Origin of the sequence: uncultured Limosilactobacillus sp., from assembly GCF_934202705.1 — a bacterium.
GTDB lineage: Bacteria > Bacillota > Bacilli > Lactobacillales > Lactobacillaceae > Limosilactobacillus.
Window position 1 is genome coordinate 115,311 of record NZ_CAKPYE010000004.1, and the last position, 24,312, is coordinate 139,622.

General features: G+C 39.5%; 21 protein-coding genes and 2 other annotated features. Of the genes, 20 read left to right on the forward strand and 1 reads right to left on the reverse strand.

The window, feature by feature from the left end:
- The first annotated feature begins 137 nt into the window (after positions 1-137).
- From ezrA to thiI, 3 genes are all read left to right on the forward strand, one after another.
- Positions 138-1,838, forward strand: a complete 1,701-nt coding sequence (gene ezrA / locus Q0C76_RS03675) for a septation ring formation regulator EzrA (protein WP_295729834.1) — start codon at positions 138-140, stop codon at positions 1,836-1,838.
- Positions 1,839-1,977: 139 nt separating this feature from the next.
- Positions 1,978-3,123, forward strand: coding sequence for a cysteine desulfurase family protein (locus Q0C76_RS03680; RefSeq protein ID WP_295729836.1), 1,146 nt, complete (start codon positions 1,978-1,980; stop codon positions 3,121-3,123).
- 9 nt (positions 3,124-3,132) lie between these two features.
- Complete coding sequence (thiI, locus tag Q0C76_RS03685; RefSeq protein ID WP_295729839.1) at positions 3,133-4,353, forward strand: tRNA uracil 4-sulfurtransferase ThiI; 1,221 nt, start codon at positions 3,133-3,135, stop codon at positions 4,351-4,353.
- Between the two features lie 50 nt (positions 4,354-4,403).
- Here the strand turns inward: thiI and Q0C76_RS03690 are convergent, their stop codons facing one another.
- Complete coding sequence (locus Q0C76_RS03690; RefSeq protein WP_295729842.1) at positions 4,404-4,772, reverse strand: DUF1304 domain-containing protein; 369 nt, start codon at positions 4,770-4,772, stop codon at positions 4,404-4,406.
- Positions 4,773-4,889: 117 nt separating this feature from the next.
- Between Q0C76_RS03690 and tpx the strand changes: the two genes are divergently transcribed.
- From tpx to rny, 17 genes are all read left to right on the forward strand, one after another.
- Positions 4,890-5,384, forward strand: coding sequence for a thiol peroxidase (tpx, locus tag Q0C76_RS03695; protein WP_295729845.1), 495 nt, complete (start codon positions 4,890-4,892; stop codon positions 5,382-5,384).
- Positions 5,385-5,424: 40 nt separating this feature from the next.
- Positions 5,425-5,633: a binding site (T-box leader), on the forward strand.
- A 45-nt stretch (positions 5,634-5,678) separates the two neighbouring features.
- The gene (locus Q0C76_RS03700) at positions 5,679-8,342 is read left to right on the forward strand and encodes a valine--tRNA ligase (RefSeq protein WP_295729847.1); all 2,664 of its coding nucleotides are present in this window, start codon (positions 5,679-5,681) and stop codon (positions 8,340-8,342) included.
- Between the two features lie 66 nt (positions 8,343-8,408).
- A complete protein-coding gene (locus tag Q0C76_RS03705; RefSeq protein WP_295729849.1) occupies positions 8,409-9,734 on the forward strand; it encodes a folylpolyglutamate synthase/dihydrofolate synthase family protein in 1,326 nt (441 codons plus the stop codon).
- A 45-nt stretch (positions 9,735-9,779) separates the two neighbouring features.
- On the forward strand, positions 9,780-10,388 hold the full coding sequence (locus Q0C76_RS03710) for a JAB domain-containing protein (RefSeq protein WP_295729851.1): 609 nt from the start codon (positions 9,780-9,782) through the stop codon (positions 10,386-10,388).
- A gap of 127 nt (positions 10,389-10,515) precedes the next feature.
- A complete protein-coding gene (locus Q0C76_RS03715; RefSeq protein ID WP_295729853.1) occupies positions 10,516-11,544 on the forward strand; it encodes a rod shape-determining protein in 1,029 nt (342 codons plus the stop codon).
- Positions 11,545-11,656: 112 nt separating this feature from the next.
- Positions 11,657-12,508, forward strand: coding sequence for a rod shape-determining protein MreC (gene mreC / locus Q0C76_RS03720; protein WP_295729855.1), 852 nt, complete (start codon positions 11,657-11,659; stop codon positions 12,506-12,508).
- Between the two features lie 11 nt (positions 12,509-12,519).
- Entirely contained in the window at positions 12,520-13,056 is a 537-nt protein-coding gene (gene mreD, locus Q0C76_RS03725; protein ID WP_295729857.1) for a rod shape-determining protein MreD, read from the forward strand.
- Between the two features lie 66 nt (positions 13,057-13,122).
- Positions 13,123-13,345, forward strand: a binding site (T-box leader).
- A gap of 159 nt (positions 13,346-13,504) precedes the next feature.
- Positions 13,505-14,152, forward strand: coding sequence for an amino acid ABC transporter permease (locus tag Q0C76_RS03730; protein WP_295729860.1), 648 nt, complete (start codon positions 13,505-13,507; stop codon positions 14,150-14,152).
- An 18-nt stretch (positions 14,153-14,170) separates the two neighbouring features.
- On the forward strand, positions 14,171-14,815 hold the full coding sequence (locus Q0C76_RS03735) for an amino acid ABC transporter ATP-binding protein (protein ID WP_295729863.1): 645 nt from the start codon (positions 14,171-14,173) through the stop codon (positions 14,813-14,815).
- A 17-nt stretch (positions 14,816-14,832) separates the two neighbouring features.
- On the forward strand, positions 14,833-15,678 hold the full coding sequence (locus Q0C76_RS03740) for an amino acid ABC transporter substrate-binding protein (protein ID WP_295729864.1): 846 nt from the start codon (positions 14,833-14,835) through the stop codon (positions 15,676-15,678).
- Between the two features lie 112 nt (positions 15,679-15,790).
- Complete coding sequence (locus Q0C76_RS03745; RefSeq protein WP_295729866.1) at positions 15,791-17,038, forward strand: EF-P 5-aminopentanol modification-associated protein YfmF; 1,248 nt, start codon at positions 15,791-15,793, stop codon at positions 17,036-17,038.
- 4 nt (positions 17,039-17,042) lie between these two features.
- Positions 17,043-18,338 (forward strand): EF-P 5-aminopentanol modification-associated protein YfmH, encoded by a 1,296-nt coding sequence (locus Q0C76_RS03750; RefSeq protein ID WP_295729868.1) that lies wholly within the window; start codon positions 17,043-17,045, stop codon positions 18,336-18,338.
- Positions 18,339-18,416: 78 nt separating this feature from the next.
- Complete coding sequence (locus Q0C76_RS03755; protein WP_295729871.1) at positions 18,417-19,448, forward strand: RodZ domain-containing protein; 1,032 nt, start codon at positions 18,417-18,419, stop codon at positions 19,446-19,448.
- A 15-nt stretch (positions 19,449-19,463) separates the two neighbouring features.
- Positions 19,464-20,048 (forward strand): CDP-diacylglycerol--glycerol-3-phosphate 3-phosphatidyltransferase, encoded by a 585-nt coding sequence (gene pgsA, locus Q0C76_RS03760; RefSeq protein WP_295729874.1) that lies wholly within the window; start codon positions 19,464-19,466, stop codon positions 20,046-20,048.
- Between the two features lie 68 nt (positions 20,049-20,116).
- Entirely contained in the window at positions 20,117-21,364 is a 1,248-nt protein-coding gene (locus Q0C76_RS03765) for a competence/damage-inducible protein A (RefSeq protein WP_295729877.1), read from the forward strand.
- An 83-nt stretch (positions 21,365-21,447) separates the two neighbouring features.
- Complete coding sequence (gene recA / locus Q0C76_RS03770) at positions 21,448-22,524, forward strand: recombinase RecA (RefSeq protein WP_295729880.1); 1,077 nt, start codon at positions 21,448-21,450, stop codon at positions 22,522-22,524.
- Between the two features lie 184 nt (positions 22,525-22,708).
- Positions 22,709-24,256, forward strand: a complete 1,548-nt coding sequence (rny, locus tag Q0C76_RS03775) for a ribonuclease Y (protein WP_295729882.1) — start codon at positions 22,709-22,711, stop codon at positions 24,254-24,256.
- Positions 24,257-24,312 lie beyond the last annotated feature (56 nt).

The window sequence follows — 24,312 nt, forward strand, 5'->3', positions numbered from 1 at the left end:
TGATAAAATATGGACGGGTCCCAGATTACCAACAAAAGCTGTAAAAAGAATGCTCATTATATGATATAATTTGAAACGATATAATGTTTTGAAAACTTTAAATAATTTGGTTACGATTTTAGGTGGGTTTAATAATTATGTTGCAAATTTTAGTTGGTATTTTAATTATTGCGTTGATTGTGTTAGCAATTATCTTTTTTTATCAACGGCGAATTAATACAGTGGTCAAAGAACTTGATCACCAATTACAAAATTTTGATGCTGATAGATTAGCGAAGGAGTTAGCAAAGAATCGTTTAGAAGGGTTAATGGGAGAGTCTCTGAAAAAATTTACAGAATTACGTCAAGAATATGATGAAAATTTTGTCGGTACATATCAGGAAGCTCAAAAACTAGTCAAAACGATTCAAACTAATTTACATGGGACAAGCGTATTTAGTACCAATCAGCAAGTTAATCAGTTGCGTTCATTAGTCACCACATTAACTAACGTTCAGGAAAATTTGCAACGCCAGATTCAGCAGCTTGACCAAGCTGTTAAAGCACAGGAAAATGCCATAAAAGAATTACGTCAACAATATAATCAATTTGGTCGGACGTTGGATGAAAAGTCTTTTGACTATGGTGAAAGTAAAAATGAACTACAGAATCGGTTAGTTAATTTAGAGAAAAAGTACGAGCACTTTGCTGACATTGCTCGCAAGGGGGATCATGAAGCTGCGCAAGAGTTGCTTAATGATTTAGAAGAACGAACAGCAGCATTCAAACATTTAATGGAAGAAATTCCAAGTCTTTATCGTCCCTTGTATGCAGTTTTTCCTGATCAATTAAAAGAGTTACAAAGCGGATACCAACAATTAGTGGATCAAGGTTATCATTTTACTGAGGATGATATTGATCAACAGGTTGAAAAATTGGAAAAAGAACGTCAAATGGCGTTAAAAAAGCTAACCAATCTAAATGTTGCGCCAGTTAAAAACGCTAATCAAAAATTAACTCAAGAAATTGATCGTCTATATGAGTTGATGCAGAAAGAGCTGGATGCTAAGCCATTTGTAGAAAAGACTCAACCTAAATTGACGGCTCATTTAGCACATGCGCAGAAGCAAAATCAAACACTGATGACTGAACTACAACGGTTGAGCAATAGCTACACATTGAATAATGATGAAATCTCAGATACCCGCCAACTAGATGAGCAACTAAAGGATATTGATAAGCAATGTCAGGACGATCAAAAAATGCTTCAAAAGCATCTGGCGATCTTTAGTGAAGTATGGCAACGGCAACAAGATATTGAAAAAAGCTTGTCGGAAATTGAGCAACAACAAAAAACGATTAATGACGGTGTTGCTGGTCTCCAGGAAGATGAACAGCGTGCTCAAAAAGCATTGCAACGGTTTGTAACGGATATCCGAACAACTAAGCGTCGGGTTGAAAACTTGAATCTGCCTGGGATTCCACAGGATTATCTTGACTATTTCTTTGTTGTTAGTGATGAAATCAGTAAGTTATCAACGGCAATGAATCAGCCACAAATTAATATGGAAGACATTACTAAGCAATTATTAATTGTTCAAGAAGATTTAGAAACATTACATGATAAAACTGATAATTTACGTGATAGTGCAGCGTTAACGGAACGGATGATCCAATATGCTAATCGGTTGAGTACGACAAATGAAACGATTGATGCTAGTATTCAAAAAGCGCAATCGTTGTTCGATCGTCATGAATATTCAGCAGCATTAGAAACGATTGGTACGGCGCTAGAAGAAACAGAAGCTGGATCATTTAAGCGATTAGAAAAAGATTACTATGAACAAATGAAAGACTAAATTGTGAATGAAAAGCGGTTGCTTCCTGTGAATATCCATTAACACGTGAAGAAATCGCTTTTTAGTTATCATTAGTAAGTAATGTCTGTTATAATCAAACGATGATTAGAAATTTTGTGATTGAAAAGGGGAAATAAGCTTGATCTATTTTGATAACAGTGCAACGACCCAAATTAGTTCAGAAGCTTTGGCAACCTATACGACGGTTAGTCAGAAAATTTGGGGGAACCCTTCTAGTTTACATGAGCTTGGTGAATTATCATGGAATTTGTTACAGCAATCACGGCGACAAATTGCTGATTTATTTGGTGTCCAACCAAGTGAAATTATTTTTACAAGCGGTGGAAGTGAAGGCGATAATTGGGTCATTAAGGGAACAGCATTAGCTAAGCGTCAATTCGGCAAGCACATTATTACTAGTTCGGTTGAACATGCCGCCGTGCGGAATTCAATGCATCAGTTAGAAGAAATGGGTTTTGATGTAACTTATTTACCGGTTGATGAAGAAGGTCGAGTTAATCCGGTAGATGTTCAAAAGGCGATCCGTACTGATACAATTATGGTTTCAATTATGGCGGTCAATAATGAAATTGGGACAATTCAACCAATTCAAGAGATTGGTGAGATTCTTAAACACTATCCGCGGATTCACTTTATGGTTGATGCAGTTCAAGCAATCGGGAAGGGCCTTGATGAGGTTGTCTTTAGTGATCGCGTTGACTTTGCAACTTTTTCAGGACATAAATTTCATGCTCCGCGAGGGACAGGGTTCGTTTATAAACGGAATGGTAGACAGTTAATGCCACTAATTGATGGTGGTGGACAAGAGCAGGGGCTTCGTGGTGGAACGGAGAATACCCCTGGTGATGCAGCGATGGCTAAAGCTATTCGACTGATGAAAGAACATGAAACTAAAACTGTCCAAAGAGAAAAACAAATTAAGCAACGGATTATGAAACATCTCACAGAATTTGATCACGTCAAAATCTTTTCTAAGAAGGAAGGATTTGCTCCCCATATTCTTTGTTTTGCAATTGTTGGTGTTCGAGGGGAAACGGTCGTTCATGCTTTTGAAAATCGTGGAATCTACCTTTCAACAACGAGTGCATGTTCATCGAAAAAAGACACGGAAACAAGTACTTTATCAGCTATGAGAGTCCCGCAAAAAATTGCGGAATGTGCTGTTCGGGTCAGTCTGGGAGATCAAAATACATTCGCAGAAGCAGAACAGTTCAACCAGGTGTTTGATGAAATATATGCAGGTTTTAAAAAGATTTTAGATTAGGAGGCGGCTATGCAATACGATGAAATTATGGTTCGCTACGGCGAACTTTCAACAAAGGGCCGGAATAAACGTCACTTTATTGATCGATTAGGGACTAACGTTCGAGATGCGCTCCATAAGTTTCCAGAAGTTAAGGTCCATCCGAATCCAGATCGACTTCACGTCATTTTAAATGGTGCTGATAGTAGTCAAGTAATGAATCATTTAAAAAAAGTTTTTGGGATTCAAACATTTTCACCAGTGATTAAAGTTGCTAAAGATTATCAAGCAGTTTGCAAGGCTGCACAAATGATGTTAACAGATCAAGTTAATAAACCAGCGACTTTCAAAGTTGAAACCAGACGAAGTGACCACCATTTTGAGATGGATACTTTCCAGATGAATCGTGAGTTGGGAGGCTATATTCTTGATAACTTTGGGGATTTATTAACCGTAGATGTCCATCATCCAGACATTACCGTTTGGGTTGACATTCGCTTAGACGGGATTTATTTGAGCAGTGAAGTCATCAAGGGCGCAGGTGGATTGCCGGTTGGTACTGCTGGTAAAGGAATGATGATGCTTTCTGGCGGAATTGATTCACCTGTAGCAGCATACCTTGCGCTTAAACGTGGAGTTTCGTTGGAAATGGTTCACTTCTATAGTCCACCGTATACTAGTGAACAAGCGCTGGCGAAGGCTAAAGAATTAACTGGTAAGTTAGCTCATTACTGTGGAAGTATTAACTTTATTGAGGTGCCATTTACGGAAATTCAGGAGACCGTGAAGGAAAAGGTTCCAGAAGGTTACCTAATGACGATCCAACGTCGGTTTATGTTGCGATTAGCGGTTGAAATCGCTAAGCGGCGGAAGGGATTGGCAATTTTTAATGGTGAATCCCTTGGTCAAGTTGCTTCCCAAACAATGGAAAGTATGCGGACAATTGAGGCAGTAACTAATTTACCAGTTTTGCGTCCGGTCTTGTCATACGATAAAACGGAAATTATTAAAATCGCGGAAGATATTGATACGTATGATTTGTCTATCTTGCCATATGAAGATTGTTGTACAGTTTTCACACCGCCTTCGCCGAAGACGAAGCCACGGATTGATCGAGCTGAGAAGTACGAAAAAGTGCTTGATATTGACGGATTAATGCAACGTTCTCTTGATGGAATTAAGTTGACTAAGATTCATGCAGGAGATGAATTCTTAAACCAAAATGAGGACGTTTTTGCTGAACTCTTGTAAAATAATTAAAGGCGCAGGAACGCTCTTTCAACGTTCCTGCGTCTTTAATGTTAACTGGCTAAAATGAGAGTGATGATGGCCAAAGCAGCGGGAAGCAATTGAATTAGCCAAATCTTTTTTGTCGCGGTCAGGCCACCATACAGAGCAACTACAACAACAAAAGTCAGTAATAGGTATTGAGCAGTTGCCTGTTCGATCCCAGTAAATAGCCAATACGTCAAGAGCAGTGATAATCCAAGCATGCCATTGTAAATTCCCTGGTTAGCGAAAAGGATCCGAACCTCTGGGGTACTGGTTAGGTTGGTGGACAAATCAAATGCTTTGGCTTGCTGTTGTGGCTGACCAAACATTTCTACCCACATAATCCCAAGATGTTCAATCCCAACCAGGAGGATTAAACAGTTTGCAATAATTAACATAATAACAATTTTCCTTTCATAAATTTTCAATCAATTATACCTGATTTTTTCGTATCTTGATTAGGAGTTTGTTATACTTGAGATAGGTTGAAAGGTTTAGCAAAGGAGAGTCAAAACATGGAAATCACAATTAAAGGTGAAAAACGTCAATTAGTTGGTAATCCACCAATGGTGGGTGAAGAACTGCCACACTTTAAATTATTTGACCAGAATAATGAAAAGTTAAAGACGAGGTTTCTATTTGGCAAGCCAACTTTACTCAGTGTGGTGCCAGACATTAATACTCCGGTATGTAGTTTACAAACAAAAAAGTTCAATCAAACGATGGATGACTTTGCTGGGGTCAATTTCTTAACTATTTCTACCAACCGGATTGAAGATCAACAAAAATGGTGTGCTGCCGAAGGTGTTCAGAATATGCAATTGGTTTCCGATTATGAACAGTCATTTGGTTATGCTATGAACCTATTGATTCCTGATGAAGGAGTATTGGCACGGTCTGTTTGGGTAATTAATGCAGACGGTAAAATCGTTTACCGCCAAATTGTTAGTGAATTGACTGATGAACCAGATTATGATGCCGCTTTAGCTGAACTTAAAAAGTTGCTATAGAGGGTTGACGCTAGGAATTAAAATAGCGTATGATAACAACACTAAAGCAGTGACCGAGAGGTTTTAAGATTCAATTAACAGAGATGACTAAGTGGTGAGAAGGTCAGCTGAATCTTTTGAAGTAGCTCGCGAGCAAGCTAATTGAACGAATAAGTAGGTTAGCTCGGGTCATTCCCGTTATCTAATGATGAGTGAAGATATATTTAATATCTTAAATTAGGTGGTACCGCGAGTTAGCTCGTCCTATTGTTAGGACGGGTTTTTTTGTTACCATCATGAAAGGAAGTTTTAATTATGGCAGATCAATCGAAAACAATGTCAACCAAATATGATCCCACTGCTGTGGAAAAGGGCCGGTATGCTTGGTGGCAGGATCATGGATTTTTTAAACCAAGCGGTGATCAAAAGGCTCACCCATATTCAATTGTGATTCCACCGCCGAACGTGACAGGAAAGCTGCATTTAGGCCATGCTTGGGATACGACACTTCAAGATATGATTATTCGCCAAAAACGCATGCAGGGATATGACGTTTTGTGGTTACCAGGAATGGACCACGCTGGAATTGCAACCCAAGCAAAAGTTGAAGCCCGCCTGCGTAAGCAAGGGATTTCTCGTTACGATCTCGGCCGGGAAAAGTTCGTCCAACAAGTTTGGGACTGGAAAGATGAATATGCTGATATCATTCATCAACAATGGGCAAAGATGGGTATTTCCGTGGACTATGACCGGGAACGTTTTACCCTTGATGAAGGATTAAATAAAGCAGTTCGTAAGGTCTTCGTTGACCTTTACAACAAGGGTTTGATCTACCGGGGAACCTACATTATTAACTGGGATCCACAAGCGCGGACGGCCTTATCAGACATTGAAGTTATCCATAAGGATGACAAGGGTGCCTTTTACCATGTTAAATACCCATTTACTGATGGAACAACTTTTAATGGGCAAGACTATATCGAAATTGCTACGACGCGACCAGAAACAATGTTTGGTGACGAGGCAGTGGCGGTGAACCCACATGATGAACGTTATAAAGGACTCGTCGGTAAGCATGTGCGAGTTCCGTTAGTAGATCGAGAAATTGAGATTATTGCAGATGATTATGTAACTCCTGATTTTGGTACCGGGATGGTTAAGATTACCCCAGCCCACGATCCCAACGACTTTAAAGTTGGTAAGCGTCACAATTTACCAGAATTAAACACGATGAATGAAGATGCTTCCATGAACGAAAATGCTGGTAAGTACCAAGGTATGGACCGGTTTGAAGCGCGGAAAGCCATGGTAAAGGATCTTGAAGACCAAGGTTATATGCTTAAAATTGATCCAATTATTCACTCTGTAGGCCATTCAGAACGGACCGGAGTACAAGTCGAAGCTCGATTATCAACGCAGTGGTTCGTCAAAATGAAGCCACTTGCTGAAGCGGCATTAAAGAATCAGAAGACGGCTGATCGAGTTAATTTCATCCCGGGTCGTTTTGAAAATACCTTTACTCAATGGATGGAAAATATTCACGATTGGGTTATCTCCCGTCAGTTATGGTGGGGGCATCGAATTCCAGCATGGTATAACAAGCAAACTGGTGAAATGTATGTTGGGATGGAAGCGCCAAAAGATGGGGAAAATTGGGAGCAGGATCATGATGTTTTAGACACCTGGTTCTCCAGTGCATTGTGGCCATTTTCAACTATGGGTTGGCCAGATACTGATGCACCTGATTACAAGCGTTACTTCCCTACTAGCACATTAGTGACGGGATATGACATTATTTTCTTCTGGGTATCGCGGATGATTTTTCAGTCGCTGGAGTTTACAGGAAAAGCACCATTCCGCAACGTTTTGTTACATGGCCTTATTCGTGATGAACAAGGGCGAAAGATGAGTAAATCGTTGGGGAACGGAATTGACCCAATGGATGTGATTGCTAAATATGGAGTTGACGCTTTGCGTTGGTTCTTGGTAACCGGTTCGACACCTGGTCAAGACATTCGTTTCTCATATAAGAAAATGGATGCAGCGTGGAATTTCATTAATAAGATTTGGAATGCCAGTCGTTATGTTATTATGAACCTCGATGGGATGGATCATGCCCCGCAACTACCAGCTCAGGATAAATGGGATTTAGCAGATCGCTGGATTTTAGCGAAGTTAAACGCCACGATTAAACAGGTTAATGACCAATTTGAAAAGTTTGAATTTGGTGAAGCCGGCCGGGCTCTCTATAATTTTATTTGGAATGATTTCTGTGATTGGTACATTGAAATGTCCAAGGAAAAGTTAACGAACGGTACTGATGAAGAAAAGAATGATACCAAGAACATTTTAGGCTATGTTTTAGATCAAACTTTGAAATTAATTCACCCAATCATGCCATTTGTTACTGAACAATTGTGGTTGTCAATGCCACATGATGGCGAATCCATTATGGTTAGTTCCTATCCAGTGACCCACGATAATCTAGCAGACGCTAGTGCAGTGGAACAGATGGGGGACCTAATTGATTTAATTAAAGCCGTGCGGACAATTCGAAATGATGCTGGAGCACCATTATCAAAGCCGGTTAATATGTTAATTAAGGTCGATACTAACGAATTAGGGAATATTTTTAAAGATAACGAAGACTATATTCAACGTTTCTGCCATCCTGCAAAATTAACAATTTCGACAGCAGTAACGGCGCCAAAATTGGCTATGAGTGGTATTTTAGCGGGTGCCACTGTGTACATTCCAATGGCAGAGTTGGTAGATCTTGATGAAGAAAAGGCCAAGATTCAGGATGAAATTGCCAAGTTACAGAAGGAGGTTGAGCGATCAGCCAAGAAACTGGGCAACGATAAATTTGTGCAAAATGCACCAGAAAAGGTTGTTAATGAAGAACGCAAGAAAGCCGATGAATGGCAGCAAAAACTAAATGCTGCTCAAGAGCGGCTTACATCGTTAGAAAATGCGTAATTGAATTGAGGCTGAAGGAAGCAGAGTTCTTTCCAGCCTCTTTTTTGGACCAAAAGGAGCAAAAAAATGGCAGTTGAAACTTACCAGGAAGCGTTAACTTTCATTCATGAACGACCGCGGTTTAAGAAAAAACCAACTCTTGATCGAATGCGCTTATTTTTAAACCGTCTCGGCAATCCTGAACGCGGACAACACTATATTCACATTACTGGGACCAATGGGAAAGGGTCAGTGGTAGCAATGACCAGACAAATGCTGATGGATCAGGGGTTAACAGTGGGCTCTTTTACATCACCATTTATTACCCGTTTTAATGAACGAATTGCTATTAATGGGCACCCCATTAGCGACCAGGACTTAGTACACTATACTCAACGAGTTGAACCGGTTGTTAATGAACTAGATCAGGAATTGCCCGAGGGCGGACCGACAGAATTTGAAATTGATACAGCAATCATGTTTTGTTATTTTGCTGATCATAACTTAGATGTTGTTATTTTGGAGGTCGGTATTGGGGGAACTTATGATTCGACTAATGTAATTGAAAATCCTGCTGTGATCGCAATCGTAACGGTTGGTTATGATCATATGAAGTATTTAGGATCAACGTTAGCAGAAATTGCTCAACATAAGGCTGGAATTATTAAAGACGGAGTACCAGTAGTAGTGGGCAATTTACCGACTGAGGCGCAACAGGTAATTCAGAGAACAGCAGCGGAACACCATAGCCTTCTTTATCAACTGGGTCGAAATTTTCAAAGCGAACTGGAAGTTCTGCACGGAATCTATCCTGAAATTATGTACACCGGGCTACAATTACATCGTGAGCGGTATCGCTTATCTTTGGCTGGTGATTATCAAAGGGTTAATTGCGGAGTAGCGTTAACAATTGTGCAGCTCTTTATGCAAGAGCAGGGGTTAAATTTAGATCTACGAGAAATCAGGGTGGCACTTCATAACACTAAGTGGCCGGGCCGAATGGAATTGGTGAACGAAGAACCTTTGGTGATTTTAGACGGAGCACATAATTTACCTGGAATGCAGGCGTTGGTAGAAACAATTAGAAATGATTTGAGAAGCCATCAAGTTTACGTATTAGTAGCAATCTTAGCAGATAAACAATATGATTTGATGCTTGGTGAGCTGGCAAGCCTAAGTAATGTCCATATCACGGTGACTTCTTTTGCAGGCCCGTCTGCTAATCGGCCGAGTGCTGACCTAAGTTCAATTGTTCAAACGATTCCAAGTTACTATCCCATTCAAGTGGTGAGAGATTGGCAACAAGCATTAGCTTACATCACGACAGAAATTTCTACGGATGATGTAGTTTTAATCACCGGCTCGCTTTATTTCATCTCAGATGTTCGTCATTTAATGTTAGATGAAAAATAATTTCATTAATCTCCTCCGTATATAAAAAGTGAAGGGAGAGATTTGATGTTTTTAGAAGATCCGATTAACAGTTATCAACAATTAGTACGGGGATATTTTACTGATCAGCCAAAGTTAGCAGCAGAGATACTAGAAAAAATTCCGACTCCGACTGACTTTCGTCAGTTAGGCAAAAATGAATTACAATATTTCAAGAGTAATTATCCAGAAATGATTAAATTTTTGTTTGCTATTCAATTGGGAGAAGTAATTGTTAAAAGTCCTCGTAATATTTATGGGCACGCCTACTCAAGTACCCTGGTTGGTAGAAATTTTGTGGAAGAATGCGCTGGTGATAGTCAAGAAAGTGTAACGGTCCTCTGTACGGATGTGCATAATGAGATCATTGCACGACGTCAGTTATTTATCGGTGGACGAAGTCAGTGTAGTTTGTATCCTGATCAGATTTATCGTTACGCATTAAAAAATTGTGCATCAGGAGTAATTATTGTACATAACCATCCTAGCGGAGGTACTGAGCCGTCAGATAACGATCTAATGATGTGCCAACGGTTGGAGCGTGCAGGGAACCTAATTGGAATTCAACTAATTGATTTTTTGGTGATTGGCCATGGCAATTATTATAGTTGGCGGGAAAATATCGAAGACCTTTAATTATCTTAAAATGTTTATAAAAGAATGGTTTTTTTAAGCTGAGTGTAGTATATTGTGACTGTTAATCTGCGGAACGGCTATGGTATAATACTGCTGTTCTATAATAAAAAGATATTGGAAACCAAAAATGAAGGGACGACATAGATTGCCATTAGGAATTGGAACCAAAAATATTGGTATTGATTTAGGAACTGCCAATACAATTGTTTACATTGAAGGAAAGGGAATCGTTTTACGTGAACCATCCGTTGTGGCGCGGAACAAGAAGTCTGGCGAAGTGATTTCGGTTGGTGAAGCCGCCCGTGATATGATTGGAAGGACTCCTGCTAGCATTGTTGCAATTCGCCCAATGAAGGATGGAGTCATTGCTGATTATGACACTACTGTTGCAATGATGAAATACTATATGGAAAAAGCACTGGGCGGAAACTCAGGGAAACCATATGTCATGGTTTGTGTACCTAGCGGAATTACTGAAGTTGAAAAACGGGCAGTGATTGATGCAACGCGTGTTGCTGGTGCAAGGGATGCATATGTAATTGAAGAGCCATTTGCAGCTGCAATTGGTGCTGGTTTACCAGTAATGGATCCGACTGGGAGTATGGTTGTAGACATTGGTGGTGGAACTACTGATGTTGCTACTATCTCACTTGGTGGGATTGTTTCCAGTCGTTCGATTCGGATGGCTGGTGATAAAATGAATGATGCCATCATTCAATTTATTCGTCAGAATAAGAACCTATTGATTGGTGAACGAACAGCCGAAAAGTTGAAGTGGGACATTGGTTCGGCTTCTCCGGAGGCTGCAAAAGATATGGAAAGTTCAGAGGTTCGTGGTCGAGATCTCGTAACTGGATTACCAAAAACGATGGAAGTAACAGCTGAAGAACTTTCTGGTGCCCTTCAGGATGTTGTAGCTGAAATAATCGATGCAATTAAGTCGACTTTGGAAGAGACCTCACCTGAAATTGCTGCCGATGTTATTGATCATGGGATTGTTTTAACTGGTGGTGGTTCACTGTTGAAGCATTTACCAGATGTCATTGCGGATGCAACTAAAGTTCCAGTCTTTATTGCTAACGATCCATTGGATTGTGTTGCTATTGGGACTGGTGAATCCCTAAAGAGCATTGATGTGATGAAGAAGAAAAAGTAATTCAAATAAACCAATTAAGGAATAACTATCCAGGTGGGCGGAGTGAGTCGCAAAACGATGTGTTTTGTCAAGCTCCGCTTCACTTTTCTTAATTGGGAGGAGGATTTTAGGAATGCGAAAGTTTTTTTCCAACCGGCGCCTTGTCTTTATTGTTGTAGTGCTGGTGCTTGCATTCGGATTAATGGGTGGATCAGTGGCTATTCGGAACCGTCGTCAAACACCACCACTAATTCAACAATTTGGAAATGATATTATCGGGATTGTTGATGGGGTAATTGCGTACCCGGTTAATGCCGCTGAACATGGTGTTCAGTCATTCACCGAACTTTTAAATACCTATTCTGAAAACCAAAAGTTGAAAGAACAGGTATCTGATCTTGCACAAGCCAAAGTTCGTGATCAGACTTTATCTAAAGAAAATCGTGAATTAAAGAAGGAATTAAAAGTTAGCAAGTCAATGACCGACTATTCTACCATTAGTGCTGCGGTAATGTCGCGGACGCCGTCATCCTGGCAGAAACAATTAGTTATCAATAAAGGCCAAACCAATGGAATTAAGAAGAACATGCCGGTAATGTCATCTGGCGGGTTAATTGGTCGAATCACGGAAGTTAATCAAACCAATAGTAAAGTTGAATTGTTAAGTAACACAAGTGAATCTGCAAACCGGTTTGCAATTCAAATTAACGGTGAGGGTGGCAAAACGGTAAACGGAATTATTACTGATTATGACTCAGAAACGAATAGTTTGATCATGGGTCAAGTAACTTCAAAGGCTAAAATCAAAAAAGGAACCAAGGTGGTCACTAGTGGTATGGGTGGTATCACTCCAAAGGGACTTTATGTCGGTCGGGTTTCCAAAGTTGGTAAAGATGACTATGGGCTGGCGCAAAAAATTTATATTAAGCCGGCTGGTAATTTTAATGATGTTAATATAGTAACAGTTGCTGAATTAGACTCATAGGAGGGAATAAAATGTATCGTTTATCTCGATTAAGATTCTTATTCCCAATTGGTTTGTTGCTTGCATTCTTTTTGGATGGGTCGCTGAGCAAAGTCTTTGCTAATCAATTTTTTAGCTTCCCATACTCAATGGTGAGCCAACTGGTCTTATTATGGCTCGTTTTGGCATATTTTTTTGAAGAGAACATTAAAATTCCGCTATACGGTTTTGCGGTTTTAATCGGGGTGTTAAGCGATCTATTTTATTCCGGAGTTTTGGGATTGTTTATTGTTTTATACCCTTTAATGGTATGGTTAACTAAATTACTGGCGAACTTCTTTAATGAAAATTTTTTCAATACCTTGATGATTTTCTTTATTAATGTTTGTGTCTTTCAATTGTTAAATTATTGGGCATTTTTATTAATTGGTGTCATTCATGTTAAATTTGGTAGTTTTCTGCTTTATACACTGGCACCAACATTAGCTCTAAATTTAGTTTATTTTGTGGTGTTGTATTGGCCAATTCATGAACTGTATCAACATGTACTGTCAACGCAGCGTTCTTGATTATGAGAACTTTTTAATATTAATGTTGACAATTGAATTTAACATGGTTATTATACTTATAACAAATTAAAGACCAAGAACAGACTAGTAGAGTGATTAGTTATTTACAGAAAGTTTCGATGGATGAGAGGAAACATTAACTAGCACTCGAATCACAACTGTGAGTTGGCTACTGAACGAAAGGTAGCACGGGGTAGCCCGTTATAGCGCAGAGTTTATTTGAACTTAATGAGGTTAAATCTGTGAAGATTTAACATTAATGAGGTGGAACCGCTGAAAAGCCCTCTTACTACTGTCTAGTAGTAAGAGGGCTTTTCGGTTTAAATGAACTCATTGAGGTAACTAGTGTAAGCTAGTTATAAATTGGGGTGGAAACACGGTTTAGCGTCCCCTTGGACTTTGTCCAGGGGGACGCTTTTTTGCTTTAACAGAGAGTAGGAGGTTGCTTATGTCATTAAAATATGTTTTTGAAATTTTACCGTCATTATTCCAAGGTGCTGGAATGACCCTTGAGCTATTTTTTCTTACTTTAATTGGTTCATTACCGTTAGGGATTATTTGCAGCTTAGGTCTCGTCTCAAAAATTAAACCCTTAAAATGGGTTCTAGAATTTTACGTTTGGCTAATGCGGGGAACACCATTGCTACTACAATTGATTTTTGTATTTTATGGATTGCCAATTATTGGAATTGTTTTTCAACGGTTTGATGCTGCACTAATAGCGTTTATTTTAAATTATGCTGCTTATTTTGCTGAAATCTTCCGTGGTGGTCTTCAGTCGATTGACGAGGGCCAGTACGAAGGCGCGCGTGTATTGGGACTGAGTTACTGGCAAACAGTTCGCAAAATTGTAATTCCACAGGTGGTTAAAATTGTGATTCCATCAATTGGAAACGAAGTTGTGAACTTAGTTAAGGACTCCTCCTTAGTTTATGTCATCGGTTTAGGGGACTTGCTCCGGGCCGGAAATGTTGCTACCTCCCGTGATGTTACCTTAGTTCCATTAGTTTTAGTTGGTATTATTTACCTACTAATGGTGGGAATTTGTACTTATGTTTTACACAAAGTGGAACAACGTTATTCTTACTACAAGTAATTAAAGGAGGTTTTAAAAATGTTAAAAGTTATAAACTTAAAAAAGAGCTTTGGCGGACGTAAAATTCTTGATAATGTTAGTTTTACCGTTGAAGATGGCAATATTTTAACAATTGTTGGACCTTCTGGAGCAGGGAAAACTACCTTATTAAGATGTATTACTGGCTTGGAAACCGCTGATGACGGTCAGTTCACGATTGATGGTAAAGAGTTTAATCCTGAGGATTTAACGAGTGCCGATAATGTTATGGGAGTTGTTTTTCAGGATTTCAACCTATTTCCACACTTATCAGTATTAGAAAACTTGACGTTGGCACCGACACTTGTTTTAAAACAAGATCGTAAAACTGCTAAGGCGAAAGTACTGGAATTACTGAACCAATTAGGTTTAAAAAACAAGGAGCAATTATATCCATACCAATTATCTGGTGGTCAAAAACAACGAGTGGCAATTGCACGCGCATTAGCAATGCAACCAAAAATTCTCTGTTATGATGAGCCAACTAGTGCGCTAGACCCGAATTTGCGGGATGAGGTGGCAAACCTAATTTTATCGTTAAAGGCACAAGGGGTGACTCAATTAGTAGTTACTCACGATATGGAATTTGCGCAAAAAATTGCTGATAAGATGTTAACTGTCCAGGCACTGGACCAGCAAAATTAGAGTGAGGGGGGATAAATATGAAGAAACGTCAAGGATGGCAATTAATCCTGTGTTTGCTTCTTTCACTCATTTTTCTCAGTGGTTGCGAAAGTGTTACCACACGGGCTAATCAACAAGATACTTGGTCACGAATTGAGCGACGCCATAAAGTCATTATCGGGGTGGACGATAGTTTTGTTCCAATGGGTTTCCGGAAGAAAAACGGTAAATTAGTTGGTTATGATGTTGATCTTGCACGAGCGGTATTTAAACAATATGGACTAAAGGTTGACTTCCAAACAATCGACTGGTCAATGAAAGAAACAGAATTAAAGAATGGAACGATTGATTTACTATGGAATGGTTATTCTGTAACCCCACAACGTCAAAAAAAGGTTGCTTTTAGTCGAGTTTACTTACTCAATAAACAAATTTTAGTGACGAAAAAGCGTGATCATATTAATGGCTTTCAAGGAATGACTGGCAAGACGCTTGGAGTGCAAAATGGATCAACAGGCATGACGATGTTAGATGAATATCCGAAATTACTTAAGGATCGGATTAAAGGGCACAAACCGGTTTTATATGATACATTTCCGAATGCATTTATTGATCTCAATGCCAACCGAATTCAGGGAATATTAATGGATGAAGTTTACGCGGACTACTATATTCAACACCAGCCAAACCAGAAGGCATATGTGACTTATAGTAGTTCAAAAATGCCCGCTGATAAGTTTGCTGTGGGAATGCGGAAGGGTGATCGAACACTCCGTCGTAAAGTTAACGAAGGACTGGGCAGACTGCAAAAGAATGGTGAGTTACGCAAAATTAATGAAAAGTGGTTTGGTAAAGATAGTAATTATTTAGGACCAATCAATTAATCAAAAGGCTGGAGTAATCCAGCCTTTTTGTTATACAAGGCTAGTTTCTTGTGTTTTAGCGTAAAAGTGCGTATGATATTGGTTACATTGATTGAAACCAAAGGAACGAAAAATGCGAATTAAATTAGTAAATGGTGTTTATTTGACCATTATTCCGACAACCAAATATACTACTACGAAAATAATGGTAAATTTTGCGACGAAGCAAACGTTGACAAACAGTGCAGTACGAAATGTTTTAGTGAATTTATTGGTCAATGCGTCCCAGTCATACCCTAACCAAACTGCAATGGCGCGGCAATTAGCAAAAATGTATGGGGCAGAATTGGACGGCTATGTTACTAGAATGGGGACAACCCATAATGTCCGAATTAGTTTATCATGTGTGAATCAAACGATCACCCCCGCAATGAAGATTAGTGAGGCGCTGAAGTTTATGCGTGAGTTGATCTTTAATCCATTAGTGAGTCAAGGTCAACTTTCACCAGAAAGTTGGCAACTGCAAAGAAATAATTTAGCAGCAACATTAACTTCGTGGGAAGATGATAAACAGTATTTAGCAGCTAAACGACTTTTAGAACTTTACTTTGTTAATGGTTCGGCGATGAGAATTCCCAGTACTGGGTCGGCAGAACTCATTACTAATGTAACCAGTGAGCAATTGATGGTCGCATACCGCCAAATGATAACTCACGACCAGGTAGATATTATTATCGAAGGAAACGTTAGTCCGGATGAAATTACTCAACAGCTTCAGAACTGGCCATTTAAGGCTCGACCTTCATTAGAACAAAAGATTTTTTATCAGCAACAGTCGTCTGCTAACGTTCGAACTTGCCATGAACATGATGACATTCAACAAGCCAAACTAAATTTAGCCTATTCGGTCCCAATTTATTATTTGGATCGTGCATACTATCCAGCGATAGTAATGAACGGTTTGTTTGGTGCTGGACCATATTCATTACTCTTTAAAAATGTTCGGGAAAAAGCGAGTCTTGCCTATTACGCTTCAAGCGGTTACCGACCATTTGCTGGTTATTTATTTGTTCAGTCGGGAATTGACGGTAAAGACCACCAAAGAACACAGTCACTAATTACTCAACAATTACAGACGATCCAAGATGGCCAGATTAATAACCATGACTTAGAACAGGTGCGTAAAAATATTGTGAATGGGTATCTGACTGCTCAAGACAGCCCAAATCACTTGATTGGGCAGGCTCTAGTCAGTTCACTTGCTGGGATGACATTGCCGACTAATCCGGTTGAACAGATTCAATCGGTAAGTCGGCAGCAGGTTAGTGAAGCCGCTCAACAACTAAACTTACAAGCAATTTATTATTTGGATCGGGGATAGAGTTGTGAGAAAAAAGATTTATGATCAGTTTAGCCAAATTGTTTACCATGAACGGCTCACAAATGGTCTGGATGTGACATTGATTCCGCGATTAGGTTTTAAAAAGACATATGGAATTTTAACAACAGACTATGGTTCGGTTGACAATCGTTTTATTGCATTAGATCGTCATAAAATGGAACGGGTTCCTGATGGCATTGCCCATTTTTTGGAACACAAATTATTTGAGAAGGCAGATCATGATGCGTTTGATTTATTTGGTGAATTAGGTGCCGATTCAAATGCTTTTACCAGCTATACACAAACGAGTTACCAATTTTCTACCACACAAAATGTTCAAAAGAATTTAGCGACTTTATTAGATTTTGTTCAGTCGCCATACTTTTCCGCTACTGGAGTTGCTAAAGAGCAAGGAATTATTGGTCAGGAAATTCGGATGTATAATGATAGCCCTGATTCGCGATTGTATACTGGAGCACTTGCTAATCTCTTTCCAAAAGACCCGATGAGTATTGATATCGCGGGGACGGAACAAAGCATTGCCAAAATTACGCCTGATTTGTTGATGCGTTGTTATCAGACTTTTTATCAGCCATCAAACCTTCGTTTAGTAGTCGTAGGTAAACTTGATATCGAAGAAACGATGTCAACAATCTTAAAAAGTCAGCACGAACATCAAGAAATTAGCCAGCCAATCCAACGAGCTCCTATTATTAGCGATCCTCGTGGTCGGGATGTAATAACAAGTAGCTTTATCCGAATGCCCGTTCAACGAGCTAAGGCAATGGTTGCCATTCGCGGTTTACAAGAATTTAGTGATCATCTAGTTCGATTGCGCTATAAATTAGCATGTGAATTGATGTTAGAAATGCTCTTTGATGATACGACTGCAAATTACTTGCGATTATATCAACAGCAAGTGGTTGACGATTCTTTTGGGTTTAGTTTTGAAATGGAACGTGGTTTTCACTTTGCAACAATTAGTACTGATACCGATGACCCACACCGTTTCTTTGACGAAATTCAGTCAATATTGCAATCAGCAATTAATAATTTGGATCAAATGAAGGAAGAATTTATGGATACCAAACGGGGGGCGCTCGGGAGATTAATTATGAGCTTAAATTCTCCAGAATTAATTGCGAACCGTTATTCATCTTCCCTGTTTGGCAACCTAAATATTTTTGATGAGATTGAATTGCTGAAATCGATTGAATTACCCGACCTTTACCGTAGTTGTCGGGAGTTTATTGAACCACAATGTTGGACAAATTTTGCAATCTATCCATTAAAGATGTAAAAGATTCTTAGAATTTAAAGTGGTTGAAGTATGCTATACTAGGTTCTGGTTTAATAAAGAAGGGTGAGGGACTTTACAATGAGTGAAGAACAAGAACAAAAGCTCAATATTGGAAAAAAACTGAAGGATGCCCGAGTTGCAAATGGTTTTACTCTGGATGATCTTCAACAAGCTACTAAAATTCAAAAACGTTATTTAATTGCGATTGAAGATGAAAATTTTGACGAATTACCTGGTGATTTTTACGTACGGGCATTTATTAAGCAGTACGCCAATACGGTTGGTTTAAACGGTAATGACTTATTAAAGGAATATGATGATTATTTACCTAAAACTAAAACGGCGGATTATTCTGAACATCTGAATGAAGCTGTGGAACCGCGGCGTAGTGGCAATCGTCGGAACGCAGTAGCGCGGATCGATGGATTACGCAAATATCTACCAACCATTATTATCAGTGTTATTGTATTGGTAATTTTGGCGGCTATTTGGGTGACAGCGATTGCTCGTAATCACCGTGACTCATCGAAAATTGATAGTAGTTCTGTATCAGTCTCTGGTGAGTCCAGTAAAAAGAAGACCACATCTAGTTTTAAAAAGTCATCTAAAAAGGATCAAGAAATTAAGCTAACAGAAAGTTCGCGAACTGCTAATGCAGTGGCGTATCGTTCAACCAAGGCGCTTTCTAAGGCAACTAATTTACAAATTACAACAACCGGTACCTCTACCAATAGTGTGATTGTTGACGGGACTACACGGTTAAGCCGAACAATGGGGACAAACAATAAACAAACCGTAGCCTTAGCTAAGAATGCGCGAAGTATTACGATTCGGATCGGCAATGCTCGAGTAACCAAAATTAAATTTGGTAACCAAACCCTTGATATTACCAATCATAATCGGTATCCAGCCACGCGGGTTGTTACAATTCTGTTAGGCAGCCAAACCAATCATTCAAGTAGTTCTAGTGTTGTCAATGATTCACGAATGAGTAATAGTCAAACCAGGACAGCTACACAGACCAGTCGAACAGGACAAACTACAACTCAAAGAAGTAATGGGACTGTAACGCGACAAACAACCACATCCCAACAATCCAGTCGACAATAATGAGGAGGAATTGTTTTGAACTTACCGAATAAATTAACCATTATCAGGTTAATTATTATCCCATTTTTCTTAATTCTGATGGTGGTGCCATTTACGTTGGGAAGTGTGACCTTTCTTGGGGCAACAGTGCCGGTTACACAAGTAATTGCAACAGTTTTGTTTATTGCGGCAACGATTACGGATAACCTGGATGGGCGGATTGCTCGTCGCGATCATCTAGTAACGAATTTTGGTAAATTTACGGACCCATTAGCCGATAAGCTGTTAGTGATGACTGCATTTATTGTATTGACTGCTAACCATGCAGTACCGGCCTGGGTTACGTGCATTATCATCTGGCGTGAATTATCAGTTACTGGTTTACGATTATTGATTGTTGAACAAAATGGTCAGGTCTTGGCGGCAAAAATGCCTGGAAAAATTAAAACCACGACACAATTTATTGCGATCATTTTCTTGTTGTTGCATAATGCGATTTTTGCAATCTGGCAAATACCATTTGGTGAAATTATGTTGTATATTTGCTTATTCTTTACTGTTTATTCAGGAGCAGATTATTTCATTCAAGGTCGTGGCGTGTTTGCCGATGGATTCAAGTAATAAAAAAGACTGTTGAAATTTAATAATTTCACGGTCTTTTTTCGTTATCTATAAATAGGAGGTTAATAATGAATGCAGAGATTATTTCGGTGGGGACGGAATTAACTTTAGGTGAAATTACCAATACGAATGCACGTTTCTTAGCAAACCAACTACGAGAATTAGATATTAATTGTTTTTGGCAAACGACAATTGATGATCAACAATCTCGAATTGTGACCGCAATTAATCAAGCAAAACAACGTGCAGATTTGATTTTTATTTGTGGTGGCTTAGGACCGACGGCAGATGACGTGACGATGGAAAGCGTTGCAAAAGCAGTTGGGACTAAATTAGGATTGGATAAAAAATATTGGCAAACAGTACAAGCTGACTTTAAACACCGTGGGATAGACTTTACTCATGATAATGTTAGGCAGGCCTATTACCTAGACGGAGGTCAAGAATTGGCAAATCCTGTGGGTCTCGCTCTCGGGAGTATGATTGAACGGTCGGGACATACTTATGTTGTGTTGCCTGGTCCGCCACGTGAGTTTCAGGCGATGGTTAAACAATCACTTATGCCGCAATTAAAGCGACTGAGTAATGGACGAACGATTATGAATCGGCTTTTACACTTTGTTGGGTATCCTGAATCAACGCTCATGGATGATATTCATAAAATCTTAGAGCACGATACCGCGGTAATTGCGACTTCGTATGTTCAACCAGATGAAACACAAGTCCGCTTAACGGTTTTTGATCATTCTATTAAAGAAAGTCAGCAGTTACTAGATTATGCGGAGACCCAAATTATTGAACAATTAAGCGATTACTACTTTGGAACTGGTGAAGGCGTTACACTGGCTGGGCAAGTAGTTAAACACCTGAAGAAAAAAGGGTTGACGCTCACAGCAGCCGAAAGTCTAACGGCGGGCCTATTTCAGTCGACAATTTGTTCGGTCCCGGGAGCTTCACAAGTTTTTGACGGTGGTTTTGTTACTTATGCAACTGAAATGAAAACTAAACTATTATCAATTCCGGAACAAGTAATTCAACAAAATAGTGTTGTTAGCGGCGCAGTCGCTGGAGCAATGGCACAACATTCCCGTCAGTTAACAGGAGCTGATCTAGGAATTGGTTTAACAGGAGTTGCTGGTCCAGATGAATTAGAAGGGCATCCAGTTGGAGAAGTTTGGCTTGGTATTGATGATGGTCATCAAATTATTACAAAACAGCTTCATTTGTCCCAGCAAATGGGCCGTCAAGCAATTCGACACCAAAGTGTTCAGCTTGGATTACTTGCAATTGAACACTTATTAAGGACCAACAACTAATTCGAACATTGGTTCGTAAAATTGCTTGTGTTTTAACAAAAAGCTGATATTATTAAATCAGGATCCTGTTAAGGAGGAAAATAATGGCAGATCAAAGAAAAACGGCATTGGATAATGCTCTCAAAAAAATTGAAAAAAATTTTGGTAAGGGTTCAATCATGCGAATGGGCGATGCTGCTGATACAAAGATTGCTTCCGTATCTAGCGGTTCGCTAGCAATTGATGACGCCTTAGGAATTGGTGGTTACCCACGCGGTCGAATTATTGAAATGTATGGGCCAGAAAGTTCTGGTAAAACTACGGTGGCCTTGCATGCAGTGGCTGAAGTACAAAAGCGTGGGGGCACAGCGGCCTATATTGATGCAGAAAATGCATTAGATCCACAGTATGCAGAGGCATTAGGTGTTGATATTGATAATCTTTTGCTGTCACAGCCGGATACTGGTGAGCAAGGTTTGGAGATTGCTGATGCGCTGATTGCAAGCGGAGCAGTCGACATTGTCGTGGTTGATTCAGTCGCAGCATTAGTACCACGGGCTGAAATTGAAGGCGAAATGGGAGACACCCACGTTGGTTTGCAGGCTCGGTTAATGTCACAAGCATTACGGAAGCTTTCTGGAGAAATCAACAAGACTAAAACTATTGCTATTTTCATTAATCAAATTCGTGAAAAGGTAGGAGTAATGTTTGGTAATCCCGAAACGACGCCTGGTGGTCGAGCTTTGAAATTCTATTCAACGATTCGATTAGAAATTCGACGAGGCGAACAGTTAAAGGATGGCAAAGAAGTAATTGGTAATCGGACAAAGATTAAGGTTGTTAAGAATAAGGTTGCGCCGCCTTTCAAACGTGCAGAAGTAGATATTATGTATGGTACCGGGATTTCAAAGACCGGTGAATTACTTGATATGGCTGCAGAGAAAAATCTTGTTAAGAAGAGCGGTGCTTGGTATTCGTATGGTACGGAACGGATTGGTCAAGGACGTGAAAATGCTAAGAAGTGGCTTAGTGATCATCCAGAACACATGCAGGAATTAATGATTAAAGTGCGTGAGGCGTATAACATGCCAATAAGTGAAGATGAGAAAGCGAAAGTTGAGTCAGCTGGTCAAGATCAAACGAACACTCAAGAAACAATCGAAGAAGCTTCAGAAAAATAATTGCTTTTTCATATGAGTAAGAAATTAAATTATTGTTTTCTTACTCTATTTTTGTTTGTTGTAGAACGATTTATTGACACCCCTTTCGACAACGATTAAAATTAAATCTGTACGTGTTTTTTACACGACAATTATAATTTGATTAATTTAATCACAACTCAATAGTTGATTTGGAGGTGTCGTAATGGGATTATTGACAGCTATCATCGCTATTGTTGCTTGTGTTTTTGGCTACTTCATTCGAAAGTTCATCGTTGAACGACAAATTGAACAAGCTAAAAATAATGCTAAGGAAATCATTTCGTCTGCAAAGAAAGAAGCGGCTACTGCAAAAAAGGAAGCAGTTCTCGAAGCAAAAGATGAAAGTCACCGTTATCGTGAAAGCGTAGAACAAGATCTACAGGAACGTCGTCAAGAGGTTCAAAAACAAGAAGAACGCTTGATCCAACGGGAAAACACATTAGACAGAAAAGATAGCGCCTTAGAAGATCGTGAAAATGTAATTAGTTCTCGAGAGTCTAAATTAGATGTTAAACGTGAACAAATTCAAAAAGATCATGAACAAGTGGCAAGTTTAATCAAGCAACAAGCGCAGAAGTTACAAGAAGTTGCAGGATTAAGTGAGGATCAGGCTAAAAAACTCTTACTGGAAAAGTTAAAGGAAGAGCTAGCTGTAGAACGAGACCGAATGATCCGAGAAAGCGAAGAAGATGCACAATTAACGGCTGAAAAAAAGGCCAAAGATTTAATTGTAAGTGCTATTCAACGGAGTAGTGCTGACATGGTTTCAGAAGCAACAGTTTCTGTAGTTAATTTACCAAATGATGATATGAAGGGTAGAATTATTGGTCGAGAAGGCCGGAATATTCGAACCCTTGAAACATTAACTGGGATTGATTTAATTATTGATGATACACCTGAAGCTGTTGTGCTAAGTGGTTTTGATCCAGTCCGTCGAGAAATTGCTAAAATGGCTCTAGAACGATTAATCCAAGATGGACGAATTCATCCTGCACGGATTGAAGAAGCAGTTGAAAAGGCACGTAATGATATGGATGCCCAATTGCGAGAAGTGGGTGAAGAGACCATTTTTGACTTGGGGATTCATAGTATGCATCCGGATCTAATCAAGACAGTTGGACGGATGAAATATCGAACAAGTTATGGTCAGAATGTTCTTCAACACTCAATTGAGGTTGCTAAGTTGACTGAAATTATGGCAGCAGAATTAGGTGAAGATACTACTTTAGCAAAGCGAGCTGGATTATTGCATGATATTGGAAAAGCAATTGACCATGAAGTTGACGGTTCACACGTTGAGCTAGGGGTAGAACTGACGCGTAAGTATAAGGAAAATCCTGTGGTTATTAATACGATTGCTTCCCACCATGGCGATGTCCCAGCAACATCAACAATTGCTGTTTTAGTTCAGGCAGCGGACGCAATTTCGGGTGCTCGTCCAGGAGCTCGAAGCGAATCACTGGAAGAATACATTCAGCGCTTAAAGCAGCTTGAATCAATTGCCAATCACCACAAGGGTGTTGATCATAGTTATGCCATTCAGGCTGGTCGGGAAGTTCGTGTTATTGTTAAGCCGAAGAAAGTCTCTGATAATCAAGCAGCGGCACTTTCGCACGATATCAAACATGAAATTGAGGATCAGCTAGAGTATCCTGGTCACATTAAAGTAACGGTGATTCGGGAAGTTCGCGCTGTTGATTACGCTAAATAAAGATGAGGCTGGGATGTTAAACCCGGCCTTTTTCGTTTAGAATGAATAATGATAGT

Bases quoted from the DNA above. Each gene is read 5' to 3' on its own strand.
- Q0C76_RS03700 (WP_295729847.1), top strand. From the start codon at position 5,679: ATGGCAGATCAATCGAAAACAATGTCAACCAAATATGATCCCACTGCT.
- mreC (WP_295729855.1), top strand. From the start codon at position 11,657: ATGCGAAAGTTTTTTTCCAACCGGCGCCTTGTCTTTATTGTTGTAGTG.
- Q0C76_RS03740 (WP_295729864.1), top strand. From the start codon at position 14,833: ATGAAGAAACGTCAAGGATGGCAATTAATCCTGTGTTTGCTTCTTTCA.
- Q0C76_RS03735 (WP_295729863.1), top strand. From the start codon at position 14,171: ATGTTAAAAGTTATAAACTTAAAAAAGAGCTTTGGCGGACGTAAAATT.
- Q0C76_RS03705 (WP_295729849.1), top strand. From the start codon at position 8,409: ATGGCAGTTGAAACTTACCAGGAAGCGTTAACTTTCATTCATGAACGA.
- Q0C76_RS03715 (WP_295729853.1), top strand. From the start codon at position 10,516: ATGAAGGGACGACATAGATTGCCATTAGGAATTGGAACCAAAAATATT.
- Q0C76_RS03765 (WP_295729877.1), top strand. From the start codon at position 20,117: ATGAATGCAGAGATTATTTCGGTGGGGACGGAATTAACTTTAGGTGAA.
- Q0C76_RS03745 (WP_295729866.1), top strand. From the start codon at position 15,791: ATGCGAATTAAATTAGTAAATGGTGTTTATTTGACCATTATTCCGACA.
- rny (WP_295729882.1), top strand. From the start codon at position 22,709: ATGGGATTATTGACAGCTATCATCGCTATTGTTGCTTGTGTTTTTGGC.
- ezrA (WP_295729834.1), top strand. From the start codon at position 138: ATGTTGCAAATTTTAGTTGGTATTTTAATTATTGCGTTGATTGTGTTA.
- recA (WP_295729880.1), top strand. From the start codon at position 21,448: ATGGCAGATCAAAGAAAAACGGCATTGGATAATGCTCTCAAAAAAATT.
- Q0C76_RS03710 (WP_295729851.1), top strand. From the start codon at position 9,780: ATGTTTTTAGAAGATCCGATTAACAGTTATCAACAATTAGTACGGGGA.
- tpx (WP_295729845.1), top strand. From the start codon at position 4,890: ATGGAAATCACAATTAAAGGTGAAAAACGTCAATTAGTTGGTAATCCA.
- thiI (WP_295729839.1), top strand. From the start codon at position 3,133: ATGCAATACGATGAAATTATGGTTCGCTACGGCGAACTTTCAACAAAG.
- Q0C76_RS03690 (WP_295729842.1), bottom strand. From the start codon at position 4,772: ATGTTAATTATTGCAAACTGTTTAATCCTCCTGGTTGGGATTGAACAT.
- Q0C76_RS03730 (WP_295729860.1), top strand. From the start codon at position 13,505: ATGTCATTAAAATATGTTTTTGAAATTTTACCGTCATTATTCCAAGGT.
- Q0C76_RS03755 (WP_295729871.1), top strand. From the start codon at position 18,417: ATGAGTGAAGAACAAGAACAAAAGCTCAATATTGGAAAAAAACTGAAG.
- mreD (WP_295729857.1), top strand. From the start codon at position 12,520: ATGTATCGTTTATCTCGATTAAGATTCTTATTCCCAATTGGTTTGTTG.